This is a genomic window from Desulfococcus sp., from assembly GCF_050178255.1.
GTDB classification, from domain to species: Bacteria; Desulfobacterota; Desulfobacteria; order Desulfobacterales; family Desulfococcaceae; genus Desulfococcus; species Desulfococcus multivorans.
In genome coordinates this window covers 1-17,029 of the sequence record NZ_JBFXGG010000043.1, presented here as the reverse complement: position 1 = coordinate 17,029, position 17,029 = coordinate 1, and the positions used below count along the sequence as shown (strand labels likewise).

At 55.2% G+C, this 17,029-nt stretch carries 9 protein-coding genes; 4 read left to right on the top strand and 5 right to left on the bottom strand.

Translation table 11 applies throughout. The features are described from left to right. The first annotated feature begins 621 nt into the window (after positions 1-621). Positions 622-2,475, top strand: coding sequence for an HD domain-containing phosphohydrolase (locus AB7S84_RS09895; RefSeq protein WP_144016563.1), 1,854 nt, complete (start codon positions 622-624; stop codon positions 2,473-2,475). 77 nt (positions 2,476-2,552) lie between these two features. On the opposite strand, the gene AB7S84_RS09890 is transcribed toward AB7S84_RS09895, so the two are convergent. The 5 genes from AB7S84_RS09890 to AB7S84_RS09870 all read right to left on the bottom strand — a co-directional run bounded on the left by AB7S84_RS09890 (position 2,553) and on the right by AB7S84_RS09870 (position 12,302). After that, complete coding sequence (locus AB7S84_RS09890; protein ID WP_020877361.1) at positions 2,553-3,131, bottom strand: class I SAM-dependent methyltransferase; 579 nt, start codon at positions 3,129-3,131, stop codon at positions 2,553-2,555. A 52-nt stretch (positions 3,132-3,183) separates the two neighbouring features. Next, on the bottom strand, positions 3,184-4,275 hold the full coding sequence (locus AB7S84_RS09885; RefSeq protein WP_020877360.1) for a response regulator: 1,092 nt from the start codon (positions 4,273-4,275) through the stop codon (positions 3,184-3,186). 36 nt (positions 4,276-4,311) lie between these two features. Beyond that, a complete protein-coding gene (locus AB7S84_RS09880) occupies positions 4,312-8,568 on the bottom strand; it encodes a response regulator (protein ID WP_428154209.1) in 4,257 nt (1,418 codons plus the stop codon). A 107-nt stretch (positions 8,569-8,675) separates the two neighbouring features. After that, positions 8,676-12,050 (bottom strand): response regulator, encoded by a 3,375-nt coding sequence (locus tag AB7S84_RS09875; RefSeq protein WP_428154207.1) that lies wholly within the window; start codon positions 12,048-12,050, stop codon positions 8,676-8,678. Positions 12,051-12,119: 69 nt separating this feature from the next. Next, complete coding sequence (locus tag AB7S84_RS09870; protein WP_040415400.1) at positions 12,120-12,302, bottom strand: hypothetical protein; 183 nt, start codon at positions 12,300-12,302, stop codon at positions 12,120-12,122. Between the two features lie 154 nt (positions 12,303-12,456). Here AB7S84_RS09870 and AB7S84_RS09865 point away from each other — a divergent pair, with 154 nt between their 5' ends. The 3 genes from AB7S84_RS09865 (at position 12,457) to AB7S84_RS09855 (ending at position 16,791) form a co-directional block, all read left to right on the top strand. Then, positions 12,457-12,789 carry a hypothetical protein gene (locus AB7S84_RS09865; protein ID WP_428154205.1) on the top strand — a complete coding sequence of 111 codons (333 nt, stop codon included), beginning with the start codon at positions 12,457-12,459 and terminating at the stop codon, positions 12,787-12,789. A gap of 26 nt (positions 12,790-12,815) precedes the next feature. Continuing rightward, positions 12,816-14,465, top strand: coding sequence for a ribonuclease J (locus tag AB7S84_RS09860; RefSeq protein ID WP_428154203.1), 1,650 nt, complete (start codon positions 12,816-12,818; stop codon positions 14,463-14,465). A 79-nt stretch (positions 14,466-14,544) separates the two neighbouring features. Continuing rightward, complete coding sequence (locus AB7S84_RS09855; protein ID WP_428154200.1) at positions 14,545-16,791, top strand: DNA translocase FtsK; 2,247 nt, start codon at positions 14,545-14,547, stop codon at positions 16,789-16,791. Positions 16,792-17,029 lie beyond the last annotated feature (238 nt).

The window sequence follows — 17,029 nt, the reverse complement described above, 5'->3', positions numbered from 1 at the left end:
GCAAAGGGTGGAATGTCAAATAATATTTGTCTCATCAAACTTATATCGGCGTATCGTCACATCAAGATAATGCATTTCAGCGGAAATCCAATATTTCCAACGCAACTTTCAATTCTCGCCTCAACTTTCGATATTCATAGGCCGGCATCGCTATCCGGTCACTATCATGAAAGTCGAAAGTCGAAATCTCGCGATGTTGACGGTGGGCGTCAACACTATCAACAAAATTTGTCAAATCGAAGACAAAATATAGCTGTGTTCGCAGTGCCGGATTTTGTCGAACATTTGAATATCTTGAACACAGGCGGTATGAAATTCATTATTTTTCCAGAGCGGCAGACCGGCTCATTTATATCAGCTATCTGAATTCATAAGTATAGTGAACATGTTTCGCTGCCGTGGATGCCGAAATGAGCAACGAAAGAAAAAAGGATTCCGAATTAGCGTATGAACTGGTATTTATCTTGCTCTGCCGATAAGGTGTGTTTTGCGCATAAGAAAATTTATCACAATTGGGGATTCTGAGTGACATCCATATCGGGACCGGCCCATACGGGGGGAATACGATTCAGACTTCACAGCAAATTTTTGCTGGGCGTTGTCGTGTTGGAATGCCTGATCATGATTACGACGATCTTTGTGGTCGAGAAGCAGATGCGGGACTCGATTCTGGCAGAGTTCCTGAAGCGCGGGCATTCCATCAGCCGGAATCTGGCAGCATTGAACACCAATTATATCGCAACGTTCAATTACGTGAGCATTGAACAGGTCGTCGCCAAGGTAACGGAGGAAAACGATCTGGAGTATGCCCTTGTTCAGCTTTTTGACGGCGATGTTGCGGCATTCAGCGGCAACGATACCTACAAAAAGACGCAGATTATCGGAACTGAAACCGATACGAAGGCGCTTGTCGCGACGGAAGAGATAGTCCAATACCTTCATTTCGGAAATACGCCGGAGAAGGTATGCGACATTGCCACGCCGGTGTATATCAAAGACAAAAAATGGGCGACGGTCAGAATCGGCATGTCTTTGAAATACATCAAAAAAGCTATACATAAAACCCGAATTACGCTGTTGACCCTCGGCGTGATCGTACTTTTTGCATCCTGCATGTTATCGGTTATTCTCGCAAGACGAATTTCCAAACCTGTGAGCGCACTCGTCAAGAGCGTGGAAGCCATCACCGGCGGCGATTATGACTGCAACATAGAGGTCCATTCCAATGATGAGATCGGTTTTCTTGGAAACCGGTTTTCCTTCATGCAGAAAACGCTTAAAGAGAACATTGAACTGCTCAAGGATTCCAACGCCGAACTCATGCTTCATAACCAGCGCCTGCAGGGGCTTTTCAAGGCCAGCCAGGCCATCAATTCCCTCCAGGATTATCAATATCCCTACCAGCTCATTATCGATTCGGCTCTCGAAGCCACCACCGCTCAGGCGGGTTTTCTGACCTTGATAGGGGAAGATGAACGGTTGATGACGGTCGCCCGGAAAAGCCGAGACGCCGATGACCACATCCTCGATATCGCAACCAAGGTAATCGTAGAAAAACAAAATGTTATTCTCGGAAATCCGTTTCAATCCTATAGACGGATTTATTCGTGTAATTTCAGTTTTGAACCCCTGCAGGAGGATCTGAAATACTGTACCATCGGCATGGATTTTTTGCCCGATTATGAATTGATATCGGTGCCGCTGCGCCAGTCTTATGAAATCAAGGGTTTTATCAACCTGATCCGCAGGAAAATGTCAGGAAAGCTCAGCGAGTCCGAAAGACAGATTATTTCCGTATTGACCAGCCACGCTGCAATCGCCCTCGACAATAAAAAACTTTTCCTGGAACTGGACCAGGCCTATTTCAGTTCAATCCGATCTCTTGCCAAGTCTTTGGAATTAAAAGATGAATATACATATGGTCATTCCGAGCGCGTCGCCAGGATTTGCGTCGACATCGGCAGGAAAATGTCACTTGATGAAAAAAAATTGCGCGTGCTGCAAAATGCGGCGCTACTTCATGATATCGGAAAGATCGGTGTGCTCGAAAGCATTCTCAACAAGACCGGGAAGCTCGATGAAAACGAGTTTCATTCCATTCGTAAGCATCCTGATTTCGGGGATGAAATCTTGAAGCCGACCGCGAGCCTCAGAGAGGAGCGCGCCATCGTGCGCCACCACCATGAACGAGAAGACGGGCGGGGGTATCCGGACGGTCTATCCGGCGATCAGCTCAGTCTGTCCGAAAAAATTATCATTGTCGCCGATGCGTTCGACGCGATGAACTCCAGGCGTCCATACCGTGAGCCCCTCAAGCCGGAAGCGATTCGACGGGAATTGCTCAAGAACAAAGGCACCCAGTTCGATTCCGATGTCGTGCATGCCGCCCTCGAGATTTTCGAAAAGCTGATCAACGAAAAAGATCAAGAGGATATGTCTACCAACGTGGTGCCCCTCAGAATCTACCGGACGTAACGGTGGCGGTTTCCCAGAAGGTCCGATATTCGCGTTACCCATCCTTTTCGTTACCAGGGTGCGGAACCGGTTGAATATCAGGTGCCGGGATTTTGTTCGGGCTTGTCGCCGGTGATCCAGACACGGAAAAAGCCGTTTGCCGCGATGCGCCCCGAAATTCCGCTTTCGTGCATCATTCCGATGATGGCCGACGGGGGGTGAAAGCGACTGTGCATGAGGAGCAGCTTTTCGACCAACGCCACGGCCCGAGCCGTGATTCGCCTGAGGTCCGGCTCCTCGATCAGAAGTCGCCCCCCGGGTTTCAGGATGCGCGCGAACTCCGCGACGGCGACCTCCTGACGGCGGAAATGGTGAAGGGCATCCACGACAAGAATTCGATCAAAGGCCGCATCGGGAAACGGCAAGCATTCGGCTGCAGCCGACACCGCCCAAAGATCTTTTCGAACGGCTTCGGCCAGCATGGGCCGGGATAGGTCGCTGACGACGAGGCCGTCTACCCAATTCCGGAGATGTGTCGAGACCCGGCCGGTACCGCCGCCGGCGTCCAGAAGCATTCCCCTCGCGGGCAGTCGCAGCAGCCGGGTGACGAGGCGGCGGTCAGGCGGGCCCAGCAGACGGTCATAGACCGGCGCTGCAAATCGGAAATGGTCGATCATGAAAACGAACTCCTCAACACTGGCGTTACTGAATGTGGGATACCGTGTTCCGTTATTGGGACAGCAGCACTCGCTCCTCTTCAAAATCGGCATTCTCCAGAGCGATTTTTCTGAACTCGTCCGACAGATCGAGAAACGCGTCCACGACATCCGGATCGAAGTGGGTTCCCCGTCCCTCCCGAATCATCGCCACTGCGGTTTCATGGGGATAGGGCGGCTTGTAAACCCTTTTGCTGATCAAGGCGTCATAGACGTCGGCCACGGCCATCAGCCGACCGAAGAGGGGGATCTCTTCTCCCTTGAGTCCTTGAGGATATCCGGTGCCGTCCCATTTTTCCTGATGGCTGTATGCGATTTCGCGGGCAACCGAGAGAAAGGAATCCTGACCCAATTTTTTTTCGGAGGCTAAAATGGCATCCCTCCCGTAGACGGTGTGCTGTTTCATTTCTTCGAATTCCGCTTCAGTCAGCTCCCCCGGTTTGAGCAGGATGTTGTCACGCACGCCGACCTTGCCGATGTCATGGAGGGGTGCGGATTTGACCAGAAGCTCGATGGCGGTGTCGGTGAGACGTTCTCGAAACTTGGGATGAGTTTTCAGATGCTCGGCCAGGATTCTGACGTAATGCTGGGTGCGCCTGATGTGCCCGCCTGTTTCCGGATCGCGGTATTCGGCCAGAGTTCCCATGCTCTGTATGGTGACGTCCTGGGTCAGAACCAGCTGGCGGGTACGCTCGCGAACCAGGTCTTCCAGATGGTCCCGGTAGCGTTTAAGTTCCAGCTGGTTTCGAACCCTGGCTTTGACCAGGGCGGGACTGAAGGGTTTCGTGATATAGTCCACAGCCCCCAGACCAAGCCCTCTCGCCTCATCCTCCTCGTCGCTCATGGCGGTCAAAAACACAATGGGGATATCCCGGGTTTCGGGAACGGCCTTCAGTCGGCGACACACCTCGTATCCATCCATGCCGGGCATCATGATATCCAGGAGAATCAAATCCGGGGGCTCGTCCGCTATGGCTTCCAGGGCCGTTTCACCGTCCATGGCCACGCGGAGGTCGAAATCCTTGCCCAGCGCTTCGACCAGGATATCGATGTTGGTTTCGGTGTCGTCCACGATCATGACGGTACAAGTCGATATGTCACACATATGTCTCACCTCGTTTCTGGTGTGTCCGGAAAAGGGTTATTCATCCTCGGTCGACGCCAGCAATCTTTTCACGACTGCCGTCGCTTCCCTGAACCGATATCTGTCGATCAACCTGCCAAGTTCCGCAATTTTCGGGAAAACCGGGTCCGGCCAGGCCAGGATGTTGATTTGGGCCATGATGTCTCTGATCGGAATGGGCTTTCCTTTGATAAGATGGGGCTGCATCTCGGAGAGGAGGCGTTTTAATGTGTTCAGATCCGCTGTTGCCGCTCCACGAAACGCCAGGGCGGTGCCATTCGGCGACATCGCCTTTGATGATACTTCATCAGGCGTGTCAGGTTGCATTATCCGATCCCGAAGGGTGTCGAGAACGGCCTCAAGGGCCGATTCGAATATCCGGATTCGCTTCGCGATCTCCACCCGGTCTCCTCCGTTCAGAGCAGACTCCAGTTCCGTCGACGCCCTGTAAAGGGCTGATGCCCCGATATTCCCGGCGACGCCTTTCAGCGAGTGAAGCCTTCGGCGGCCGGGTTCCGGGTCCTTCGACATCAAGGACGTCGTGATCTCGAGAGAGACGGCCTGGTTCTCCTGATAGAATTTTTTCAACAGGCTCAGATATAGATCCGCGTTTCCGCCCACGCGGGAAAGGCCGTGCTTGACGGAAATGCCCGGCAGATCCGTTGAAATCGATGGCGGCATCGGGGATTCAAACGTCGGTCCGTGGATGGATGAAGGAAGACCCGGTTTGTTTGGCGGCACCGTTCCGGAAAGCATTTCCGCGGATGAAATGTCGGACTCCCCGCGGGAAATCCATTTGATCAGAACGGAAAAGAGCGTTTCCGGATCGATGGGCTTGGCGATGTGCTCGTTCATACCGGCTTCGATACATTTCTCTCGATCTCCGGTCAAGGCATGGGCCGTCATGGCGACGATGGGGATCAGGGGAGACGATCCCTTTGCGTGGGATGCATCGGATGCGGGAGAAAGATGCGGACCGCCTGATGTCCGAATGCGTCGGGTTGTCTCGAATCCGTCCATGGACGGCATCTGGATATCCATGAACACCAGGTCGTACCGTTTGGTTTCCAGGGCTTCGAGGGCGGCTTTGCCGTCGGCGGCGACATCCACCCTCACGCCCATCTGTTCCAGCAGCTCCACGGCAACCTGGCGGTTGATGTCGTTGTCTTCCACCAAAAGGACCCTGGCGCCGAGGATCCGCTTCAGCGCTTCCGGCGGCACAACAGGTTTCGAGAGGATACGCGGCGGTACGGAGACGTCTTTTTGGAACAGGCCCATGATGGTGTTGAACAGCACGGACGGGTGGGTCGGTTTCAGGAGAAAGCCGTCAAGGACGTTCACATCCGTTTGGGCGGTGATCTCCTCGCGGCTGTAGGCCGTTACCATGATAACCGCGGGTATGTGCGGTTTGGGAAGCGTTTCTTTGATCCGACGGGCGGCTTCCACGCCGTCCATCCCCGGCATTTTCCAGTCCATGAGGACCAGGGGGTAAGGTCGTCCTTCCCCTATGGCGTGTTCAAGCTCCGCCAGAGCGACTTCCCCGGAACCGGCCGTAGACACCTCGAAAGTCATCGCTGTAAGATAATCCTTCAGGATATTCCGGGCGGTGGCGCTGTCATCAACCACCAGGACCCGCATTCCCCGGAGTCCGCCGACAGCCTGGACGCGTTTCCGACGGGCGTTTTCATCAAGGCCGAATACGGCTGTGAACCGAAAAACCGAGCCTTTGCCGATCTCGGACTCGATCTCGATTTCTCCGCCCATCAACTCCACCAGCCGTTTGCTGATGGTTAAGCCCAGACCGGTGCCGCCATATCTGCGGGTGGTGGACGAGTCGGCCTGGGTAAAAGGGTTGAAAAGCTTTTCAGCCTGATCCCGGGTCATGCCGATGCCCGTGTCACGCACCTCGAAACCTAAGGTAACGTTGCTGCCGACGTTCTTCTGGGTCGTCACCGAGACGACAATTTCGCCTTTCTCGGTGAATTTGACGGCATTTCCCAAAAGGTTGATCAGGATCTGACTCAGCCGGACCGGGTCGCCTACGAGGACCTGGGGTACGTCCCGAGAAACGGCGATCAACAGTTCCAGACCCTTGTCTCGGGTTTTTCCGGAGATGAGGACCGACACGTTGTTCATGACTTCTTCCAGGTGAAAGGTCACCTGTTCCATGTCGAGTTTGCCGGCCTCAATTTTGGAAAAATCAAGGATATCGTTGATGATTCTGAGCAGGCTGTGGGCGGACACATGAATTTTTTGAAGATAATCCATTTGTTTGGGGGTCAGGGGCGTCTGCATGGCCAGGTAGGTCATGCCGATGACGGCATTCATGGGTGTACGGATTTCATGGCTCATGTTGGCCAAGAATTCACTCTTGGCCCTGTTGGCCCGATCCGCCGCCGACTTTGCCCGACGAAGCTCCTCCTCCTTCTGTTTGATTTCCGTAATGTCTCTGCTGACGCCGATCAACCCCAATATCTCTCCGGTGTGGCCGAATATGGGTCGCATATCGCAGAGCATCCATCGTGTCCGTCCTTGCCGGTCCGTGTATCGCCATTCACGTCCCTTGATGGTTTGGCCGTTGTGAATCACGGCTTTTTCAGAAGCATAGTTCCGTTCGGCTTCCCCTCGAGGCAAGATATCGAAATCGGTTTTTCCTAAAAGTTCTTTCCAGTGGGTATGGTCGGTAAGGTCGGCATAAGACTGGCTGGCGGCGGTGAATCGGTGGGTACGGTCCTTGATGTAGATGAAGTCGGATGTCTCCTCCAGCAGCGAGACAAAATCCCGATTGAGCGCGGTCATCTCCGTAAGGTCCCGGAAAGTGACGACGGCGCCGACCACCTGACCATTCTTCCGGATGGGGGTGCTGGTATATTCCACTGGAAAGCATGTACCGTTCTTGCGCCAGAGAACCTCCTGGGTTACATGGTCCTGGACGCCCCGGGTGTATGCCGCCGACATGGGGCACTTCTCCTCAGGGTAGGGTTGACCGTCCACGGTCGAGTGGTGGATCAGGTTATGGATACGTCGCCCCAGGAGTTCGTCGGCCGTGAAGTCGAGAAGCCGAACCGCGGCGGGATTGATAAAGATCGTCCGTCCGTCGTTATCCACCCCAAAGATGCCTTCCCCCGCGGATTCCAGGATGAGTCGGCTTTGCTCTTCGGCTTCGCGGAGGGCCGCTTTCTGGCGTCGGATCTGGAAGATCCAGACCAGACCGACAAGCATCACGATAAGAAGAATGCCGCCTCCGATCATGACGGTTTTCATCAGAAGCGTTTTGTGGGCCTGCCGGCGGTTGGCGGAATTGAAGATGAGCCGGTTCATGTCGACATCGGCTCTGGATACGAGTCCTGCGCCGTGAAGATGCTTCAACATCTCCCGCCATCGCTCGGGGTTGGTATGACCGGGCTCCACAAAAGGATAATGCATCAGATGCGCGATCTTATGTGCCTGGAACCGGTTGAAATCGGCAAAATCCATTACCGGAAGGATTCGCCTGAACTCCCATTCGATCCTGTCGGCCACCTCATGGGTATGTTCCATGGCGTAATGCCAGCCCCGGAGCGAGGCCTGAGTAAATCGTCGGACCATGTCGGGGTTTTCGTCCACAAGCTGCTTGCGGGTGAAAAGACTGTCGCCGTAAAAGCCGACGCCGTAAGAGGACGGATTGATGGAGACCAGATGCAGACCCATCTGCCGAGCGATCCACTCTGCTGCCAGGGTATCGTCCGGAATGACGTCCACCTCCCCCGTAAGCAGATCCGGAACGCCAAAACGGACGGGATGAGCCGGCACCTTTTCGGGATCGATACCTTCGGCGCGCAACATGGCCTGCATCTCCACATCGGACGCATCCCCGGGTTTTCGTCCGACCCGCAGTCGTAAGAGATCCGCTGGAGAGGTGAGTGCCGTCGTGCCAAGGGCATAAAAGGCGACGGCGCTCTGCTGAAAAATGGAAGCCAGGATCACGAGGGGCAATCCCTGATCCTGGGCTGCCAGGATATCCACCGCGCCAATGCCGAAATGGGCACGCCCTTCCGCCACTGCCGTCAGCGTGTCGACCTTGGTCTGATCCGGGTTTAAGCCGGATCGGATTTCAACCTCCAGGCCGGCATCCCGGTAGTACCCTTTCCACAATGCCGCGTAGTATCCTGCGAACTGAAACTGATGATCCCATCGAAGCTGCAGGACGATTTTTTCCAAGGCATCAGCGGGGGGGACGCCAATCCCCCACAGCACCAGCATCAAAGCCGCGCCAATCATGCGACATCGCATCATGAAACAATGCCGTCTCCATTGTTTTCTTCGATGAAAACGGTTTTCCCTCCAAGCCTGATTTGTCAAAAGGCTCTCAGGCGGAGGGCGGTCGAGATTCACCGAGGTTGTCACGGTCCGTCATTCCTTTCAACCTTCTCGAGGAGTTCATCCAGCGTCGTCAAGGCTTCCTTATATTGATATTTGTCGATTTGATGCCTCAGTGTCTCCAGCCGGCGGGAGAAACGCCGGGGCCAGACCGCTCCGTCAATCTCTGTCATGAGGATTTTGCTCTGTCGGGGTTGGCGCTTCTGCACCGGGGATTTCAGTCGGATAAGAAGGTCCCGGAGCATGTCCGGGGTCATCTCTCCGGCCCGGCCGGCGCTCCGTTCCGGTGAATCCGTTTCGGAGACGAAGGGTTTCAACGCATCGAGAATCTTTTTCAAGGCTGCACCGAACGGCTCTAACCGCTCTTGACTATCCTCTATTTCACCCTTCCGGAGGGCCGATTCCAGCTCGCCTGCTGCGATCTCGAGTTCCCGGGCGCCGATGTTGCCCGCAACGCCCTTCAGTGTATGGGCCAGGCGCAGGGCCAGCGGGCCGTCGTTCCGGGCCAGTGCTTCCCGAATCTCATCGGCGGCGCTTCCATGATCCTGATAGAATTTTTTCAGGAGGCGTCTATAGAGGGCTTCGTTGTTTCCCACGCGCATCAGGCCGTTTTCGACCGAAATTCCCGATATCTCGTTCAAATTCGGTTCCGGACCTGAGGGTGACGGCGGGCTTTCGATTTCGACGGGTTGGGGCGGTGGTGTGCGGTCGGTCGGCGGAATCCATCTAACCATCGCCGCGAACAGCGCTTCCGGGTCGATGGGTTTGGTGATGTGATCGTTCATTCCGGCGGCCAGGCTTTTGTCCCGATCTCCGGCCATGGCATGGGCCGTCATGGCAATGATCGGGGTCGGCGCGGCGACGCCCGAAGTTTTCATGCGCTGCTTCTCGATTTCCCGAATGCGGCGCGTTGCGGTCAATCCATCCATCACCGGCATTTGAATATCCATCAGCACCAGATCGTAATTTTCGGCCTGCCATGCTTCGAGGGCCGCTTTTCCGTCGTCGGCGAGATCCACGACCAACCCCATCTGCGTCAGGAGTTCCAGGGCGACCTGCTGATTGATGTCGTTGTCTTCGGCCAGGAGCACGCGTGCGCCTTTGATCCGTCGCTTGTCTGCCGGATCCATTGTCGAGGCGGTTTCGGCGGATGTCTGGGGGGAGTCTCCGATGCCGAGTACCTCCGTGATGGTGTTGAAAAGTGCGGACTGGCTGGCGGGTTTGATGAGGAAGCCCTCGAGCCCGACAGCCGCCGCCTGTTTCATCACCGCCTCATGACCGTATGCCGTGATCATGATGACCACGGGAATGTGGGGCAGGTTCATTTCCTGCTTGATGCGCCTGGAGGTGTCGACACCGTCCATGCCCGGCATCTTCCAGTCCATCAATACGAGATCGAATGCCCGGCCCTTTTGGGCCTCGGACGCCAGCAGTACCAGCGCCGCTTCCCCGGAATCGGCCGTGGATACCTCAAAGGAGAGGGCCTCCAGGTAACCTTTCAAAATCTCCTGGGAGGTCTTGCTGTCGTCCACCACCAGCACCCGAAGCCCCTTCAGGTCGGCTGAATGCCGCCGATGTCGCCGTGCTCCGGCATTGTTGTCCTGGAGATCGAAGACTGCGGTAAAACTGAAGGTGGATCCTTTGCCCTCCTCGGTTTCAAATCCGATTTCACCCCCCATCAGGTCCACCAGTCGTTTGCTGATGGTGAGCCCCAACCCCGTGCCGCCGTATTTTCGGGTGGTGGATGTGTCTGCCTGGATAAAGGCGCGAAACAGCTTATCCGACTGTTCCCGGCTCATCCCGATGCCGGTGTCCTTGATCGAAAATCGCAGGGTTACCTTCCGATCTTCACGCCGTTCCAGTTCCGCCGATACAAAGATTTCACCTTTTTCAGTGAATTTGACGGCATTTCCCGCCAGGTTGATGAGCACTTGTCCCAATCTGAGGGGATCTCCCACAAGGTTCATGGGCATGTTCGGAGCCGTGGCGATAATCAATTCCAGGCCCTTGTCCTGGGCCTTGACGGAGATCAGATTGGCCAAATTGTCCAGAACATCCTCCAGGTGGAACGGTACCTTCTCGAGATCCAGTCTGCCGGCTTCAATTTTGGAAAAATCGAGAATATCATTGATGATCCTGAGGAGCGCATAGGCCGAGACGTTGATTTTTTTCAGGTAATCCCTTTGCTTGGGCGTGAGCTCTGTTCTGAGGGCCAGATAGGTCATGCCGATGATGGCATTCATGGGGGTCCGGATTTCATGGCTCATATTGGCCAGAAATTCGCTTTTGGCACGATTGGCCTTGTCCGCCGCGCGACGCGCCCGGCGCAGTTCCGCCTCAGTTCTTTTTAGATAAGTGATATTCTTGCTGATACTGATGAGGCCCAGTACATTGCCTTCCAGATCATAAAACGGACGCTTGTCGCAGAGCATCCAACCCACACCGCCGTTGGCGTCCGTGTACTGCAGTTCGTGGGCTTCTATCACCTCTCTCTTCTCGATCACTCTTTTATCAAGGGCGTGAGATCTTTCGGCCGCATCGAGAGGGAGGATTTCGAAAACCGTTTTCCCGGTGAGGTCCTCCCAGTGAGCGTGCCCAATAAGGTCGGCATAGGCCTGACTCGCGGCGGTGAATCGGTGGGCGGTGTCTTTTACATAGATGAAATCCGGCGTGTGGTCCAGAATGGCCACAAAATCCCGACTGTGTCTGCGCATGCGTTCGGCATGCAAGGTTTGACGGATGATGTAAAAGGCCAGGAGCGAAACGACGAACAGGATGCCTACCGAAATGACGGAGAGCTTTCTGCGCATCAGGGCGATTTCGGCGTGGACGTCATCGATGTAGATGCCGGTACCGATGATCCAATGCCAGGGTTCGAATCCCTTGACGTAGGAAAGCTTTGGAACGATTTTGGCGGGGGCGTCTTTCCATTGCCACATATAGTCGACATAACCCGCGCCTGATGCCTCCACCACCCGGACAAACTCCATGAAAAGCCGTTTTCCTCGAGGATCCTGAAATTTGGAGACGTCGCGGCCCTCCAGATCCGTCCGATAGGGATGCATGACCATTCGCGGAATCTTGTCGTTTATCCAGAAATAATCCTTTTTTTCCGGTCCGTAGCGGAGGTTCCGGATCTGCTCGACGGCACGTTCCTGGGCTTCCCGACGGCTCATCTTGCCGTCCCGCTCCCAGGTCTCGAAGGTGGCCAGGATACTCCAGGCGGATTCGGTCAACTCCCGGATCATTTCACGCTTTCGTGCCAGGAAACTCTCCTCCAGGGCCGGAAGGATGATGAAAAAAATAGCAGTCACGAACAGGATAAGGGTCAGCATCGCCGGAAGGCCGATGCGAACCGGGATCGATTTTGACAGCTTTTCCTTGAGATGGTCTTGCATGGCGTAACTCCTGGATTGAATCGAATATAACCACAGGGGCTTTCATCCTTCAACCCCGGATCCGACCTTTCAATACCTTGAAAATACTGAAGCCTCTCGGTCGGTAAGAACCGAACCTGACACTGCGTTGCCGATCAGATCCACTTTCTCGAGCCGGGAGACTTCGATGTCCGAACCGACACCGCCGTAGCCGGTGAACATGAAAATTTCCACGAGGGGTCGTTTTCTCCCGTCGGGTCTCATCGTCATCATTTTTTCGCCATTACGTGTTCAATATAATCACTTTTTAGTATCTCATACAACCCAAACCCTTTGTCTCCAGCCTCCGGATTCATGCGGGATTTCGTTAAAATCGTCCGGAACATCGGCTTGCAAGAGCCGATCCAATGTGATAATCATCATTATTATGAAACAATATGTCATTGATCAACTCCGACTTGAAGACTACCATACGATCAAGCACTATATGGATGAGCGGTTCGAGGATTCGGGCGTCGGTGGTTTGTATTGGATTCCCCTGGATACCGATATTTACGACGATCGCCAGAAATTACACACCGACTGTCAACCGTTTTATTTCGCGGTTGAGCTGAACGAGGAACGTCTGTCGTGCGAACTGCTTGTCCGGACTACTCGGCGGATGCGATGTGATTGTGTTTCCTACGCAACGACGCTTCAACGCAATTGGATCATCGACGCCATGGATGCCATACTGGAAAAACTGGGGATTTCGGTTTGAAGGGAGCCATAACGGTGCAAGACGCCATGTTAAAGATTATCCCCATAGGTGGATTGGGGGAGATTGGTCTCAATATGATGGTGGTCGAGTACCAGGGTGATCTCCTGGTGATCGATGCGGGCCTGATGTTTCCCGAGGACTACATGCTGGGGGTTGACCTGGTGATTCCCGACATGGAATTCATCCGACGGAACAAGAGCCGCGTCGTCGGCGTCCTGCTGACCCATGCCCATGAAGACCATATCGGGGCGCTCTCCTATCTGATGAGAGATGTCAACGTGCCGGTCTATGGAACGCCTTTTACGCTGGGTGTCGTCCGACACAAGTTGGATGAGATCGGCCTTTTGGGTCAGGCGGACCTGCGGGAGGTTCAGCCGGGCCTTCGATTGGTCGTCGGCAAATTCGAGATCGACCTCATCCGGGTGGGGCACAGCGTCGTGGACGGCATCGGCCTTGCTATCCGAACGCCCATGGGGCTCGTGGTCCATACGGGCGATTTCAAGATCAGCCACGCCGCTATCGACGGCATGACCACCGATGTCAACAAGTTCGCACGGTGTGGTGAGGAAGGGGTGCTGGCGCTTCTTTCCGATTCCACCAATGTGGAGAAGGAGGGGTACACCATCTCCGACCGGGAGATCGGCGAAACGCTCAAGGGAATTATTTCCAAGTGTCGGGGGCGTGTCATCGTGGCCCTTTTTGCATCGAGCATCTCCAGGATCCAGCAGATCATCGACATTGCGCACCAGAACGGGCGGCAGGTCGTTTACAACGGCCGGAGCATCGAGGTCACTGTCGGCATCGCCAAGTCTCTGGGCTACATCCGTATTCCCGACGGCATGGAAATCGGCATCGACGAAATCGGCAATACCCCAGATGACCAGGTGGTGCTCATCACTACGGGCAGCCAGGGGGAGCCCATGTCGGCTTTGGCGCGAATGGCGACCGGGATTCACAAGCAGATCAAGATTCGATACGGCGACATGGTGATTTTGTCGTCCAAGTTCATACCCGGGAATGAAAAAGCCATCGGAAAGATCATCAACAATCTCTACCGCCGGGGCGCCGACGTCATTTATGAAAAAATATCGGCTATCCATGTTTCGGGCCACGCCTTCCGGGAGGAACTGAAGTTGATGATCAATCTGACCCGGCCCCGCTATTTCATTCCCATCCACGGTGAGTATCGCCACCTGGTCCTCCATGCCCGGCTGGCTGAAGAGATGGGAATTCCCAAAAACCGGGTGATGCTTGCCGAGAACGGCCAGGTGATCGAGTTCGATGCCGGCGGTTGCCGCATCAGTTCAATGATTCAAACGGGTCGCGTTCTCGTGGACGGCAAAGGAATCGGCGATGTGGGGCGGAGTCTTCTCAAGGAACGACGGGTACTGTCGGAAGACGGTTTCGTGGCTGTGACCCTCGCCTTTGACGAGGAAACCGGCATTGTGATGTACGGCCCGGAGGTGATCTCCCGAGGGTTTGTCTTCGAGACGGAAACCGGCCATTTGGTGGATGATGCCCAGTGCGTCATCCTGGAGGCCATCGAGGACATTGGGCCGGACGTCCCGGATCGAATCGAGAAAATCCGGGCACGTATCAAGGGCGATCTGAGAAAATATTTTAACTACACCATCAAGCGGCGTCCGCTTATCCTGCCCTTTGTTCTGGAAATCTGATATCCGCCGTCGAGACGGCGCGCTTCCCAAGGATCCTGGGGAGCCCTTTGTTTCAACCCCACTATTCGAAGTACGGAAGATGCGCAAGGAGCTTCTTGGAATTTTTTTGTTTTTTCTGGTCGTTTTCATCCTGATCAGCCTGCTGTCCTATCATCCGTCGGATCCCTCCATGTTCAATTCAGGAACCTCGGCGGGTCCGAAAAACCTGTTCGGCCTTATCGGCGGGCATACGGCGGGGGCACTGCTGGGACTTTTCGGAGCGGGAGCGGGTTGGTTCCCCATTCTGCTGGGCATGTTCAGTGTCCGGATTTTCAAGAATCCTTCGGAGCAGGAACTGCTGGTTTCCGCGTTCGGCGGGGTACTTCTCATTGTCGTTACGGGTGCCCTTATGGGACTGGGGGAGACGACATACCCCCTCCACGGAGACGGCGTATCGGCCGGGGGGCTGATCGGTGAACTCATCGGCGATCAGATCACCCGGTATTTCAGTGCCGTCGGCGGGGGCATCATTTTGATTCTCTCAGGGGCGGTTGCCTTTATCATGCTGACGGGCATATCCATCGTGGCCCTCATGAAAAAAGCGGCGGATTTTCTGACACCGGGATATCGCCGCATCACCGCGACGATCGATGCGGTTCTGATGGCCCGAAAGGTGCGAAGGGCCGAGATCATTGCAGACCAGGCCGAAGAGGATTCCTCCAAGACACCTCTGCGGCGGGAAAAAGACCTTGTCGATACACCCGCTTCCGGAAATGGAGGGGTTCCCGATGGGGCTCCGCGAAAGATCCGCTTGCGAATCACCTCGCCGGCAATGGCGCGGCGCCCCGAACCCCGGCGTGATAAGACGCCGGCGCCTCAGTTGCTTCTGCCGCTGCCCGGCGGAAATGGATTTCAGATACCGCCGACAGCTTTTCTGGACGAGGGATCGGGCCGGTCGGCATCGGTGGATACCGCCCATCTGGAGGAACAGGCCAGACGGCTGGAGAGCAAACTGAACGATTTCGGCGTCAAGGGAGAGGTCACCGACGTGACGCCCGGGCCCGTGATCACCACCTTTGAATACAAACCCGCACCCGGCGTGAAGATCAATAAGATCGTCAACCTTTCCGACGACCTGGCGCTGGCCTTGAAGGCGTTCAGTATTCGGATCGTGGCGCCCATCCCCGGTAAATCGGTCATCGGTATTGAAATTCCCAATGCCGAGCGGGAGATCGTGCATCTCAAGGAATTGGTTGAATCGGCCGAATTCCAATCATCCCCTTCGCATCTGTCTATCTGCCTGGGCAAGGATATTGTCGGAAACACGGTGGTGGCCGGTCTCGAAAAGATGCCGCATCTCCTCATTGCCGGCGCTACGGGAACCGGTAAGAGCGTCTTTCTCAACTCCCTGATCTGCAGTTTCCTCTACAAAGCCGCTCCCGAAGCGGTCAAAATGATCATGGTCGACCCCAAGCGGATCGAACTGTCGCTTTACGACGGTATTCCCCATCTGATAACGCCGGTGGTAACCGACGTTAAAAAAGCGACGAACGCGCTGTTCTGGGCGGTTTCCGAGATGGAGCGACGATATGAGCTTCTGTCGGAAAAGAAGGTCCGCAACATCACCCAGTACAACCAAAAGGTTGATCAGGAGCGAAATGCGCTTTCGGAGGAGGGACCCGTGGCTGATAGGCTGCCCTTGATCGTCGTCATCATCGACGAGCTGGCCGATCTCATGATGGTGGCCTCCCGTGATGTGGAGGTCGCCCTGATGCGATTGGCCCAGATGGCGCGTGCCGCCGGGATTCATCTCATCCTTGCCACTCAGCGGCCGTCGGTGGATGTCCTGACCGGCATCATCAAGGCCAATTTCCCCACGCGGCTCACCTTTCAGGTTTCGTCCAAGACCGATTCCCGAACCATATTGGACGCCAACGGCGCGGAGACGCTTCTCGGCAACGGCGACATGCTTTTTCTGCCGCCGGGAACGGCCAAACTCAAACGCATCCACGGTGCCTATGTATCCGAACAGGAACTGTCCAGGATTACAGAGTTCGTCAAGGCCCAGCGGTCTCCGGAATACGACGATGCCGTCGTCGAGGCTCAAGTCGCGGAGAAGGACGCGGGAGACGGTGAAACCGAATACGATGAACGTTACGACGATGCCGTGGCCCTGGTGACACAGACACGCCAGGCATCCATCTCCATGGTTCAACGTCATTTGCGCATCGGTTACAACCGCGCCGCACGGATCATCGAAGTCATGGAGAAGGAGGGCATCGTAGGGCCCGCGGACGGGGCTAAACCCCGGGAAGTCCTGGTCCAGGGCTACGACGATATCTCCTGAAGGTTATCACTTAAAACGGATTTGCACAGATCATCGAAAACGATTCGATCGATGACCGTTTTCGATTCCGGCAGTGTCGTGATTTTAAATTATAACTCAACTTTCGACTTTCATAGGCCGGTGCCGAGAGGATACGGCCCGCGCCCCACGCGGTTTCGTTCAAGTGCCGCTAAAGCTTGCTCCGGGCGGCCCGGAAACTCGCTGCGCTCAAACAGTCCGGGCCGCTGATCCTCCGCGG

Excerpts from the sequence above, each read along its gene's own strand:
- AB7S84_RS09890 (WP_020877361.1), bottom strand. The coding sequence starts at position 3,131 with ATGATCGACCATTTCCGATTTGCAGCGCCGGTCTATGACCGTCTGCTG.
- AB7S84_RS09885 (WP_020877360.1), bottom strand. The coding sequence starts at position 4,275 with ATGTGTGACATATCGACTTGTACCGTCATGATCGTGGACGACACCGAA.
- AB7S84_RS09895 (WP_144016563.1), top strand. The coding sequence starts at position 622 with ATGATTACGACGATCTTTGTGGTCGAGAAGCAGATGCGGGACTCGATT.
- AB7S84_RS09880 (WP_428154209.1), bottom strand. The coding sequence starts at position 8,568 with ATGATGCGATGTCGCATGATTGGCGCGGCTTTGATGCTGGTGCTGTGG.
- AB7S84_RS09855 (WP_428154200.1), top strand. The coding sequence starts at position 14,545 with ATGCGCAAGGAGCTTCTTGGAATTTTTTTGTTTTTTCTGGTCGTTTTC.
- AB7S84_RS09865 (WP_428154205.1), top strand. The coding sequence starts at position 12,457 with ATGAAACAATATGTCATTGATCAACTCCGACTTGAAGACTACCATACG.
- AB7S84_RS09875 (WP_428154207.1), bottom strand. The coding sequence starts at position 12,050 with ATGCAAGACCATCTCAAGGAAAAGCTGTCAAAATCGATCCCGGTTCGC.
- AB7S84_RS09860 (WP_428154203.1), top strand. The coding sequence starts at position 12,816 with ATGTTAAAGATTATCCCCATAGGTGGATTGGGGGAGATTGGTCTCAAT.
- AB7S84_RS09870 (WP_040415400.1), bottom strand. The coding sequence starts at position 12,302 with ATGATGACGATGAGACCCGACGGGAGAAAACGACCCCTCGTGGAAATT.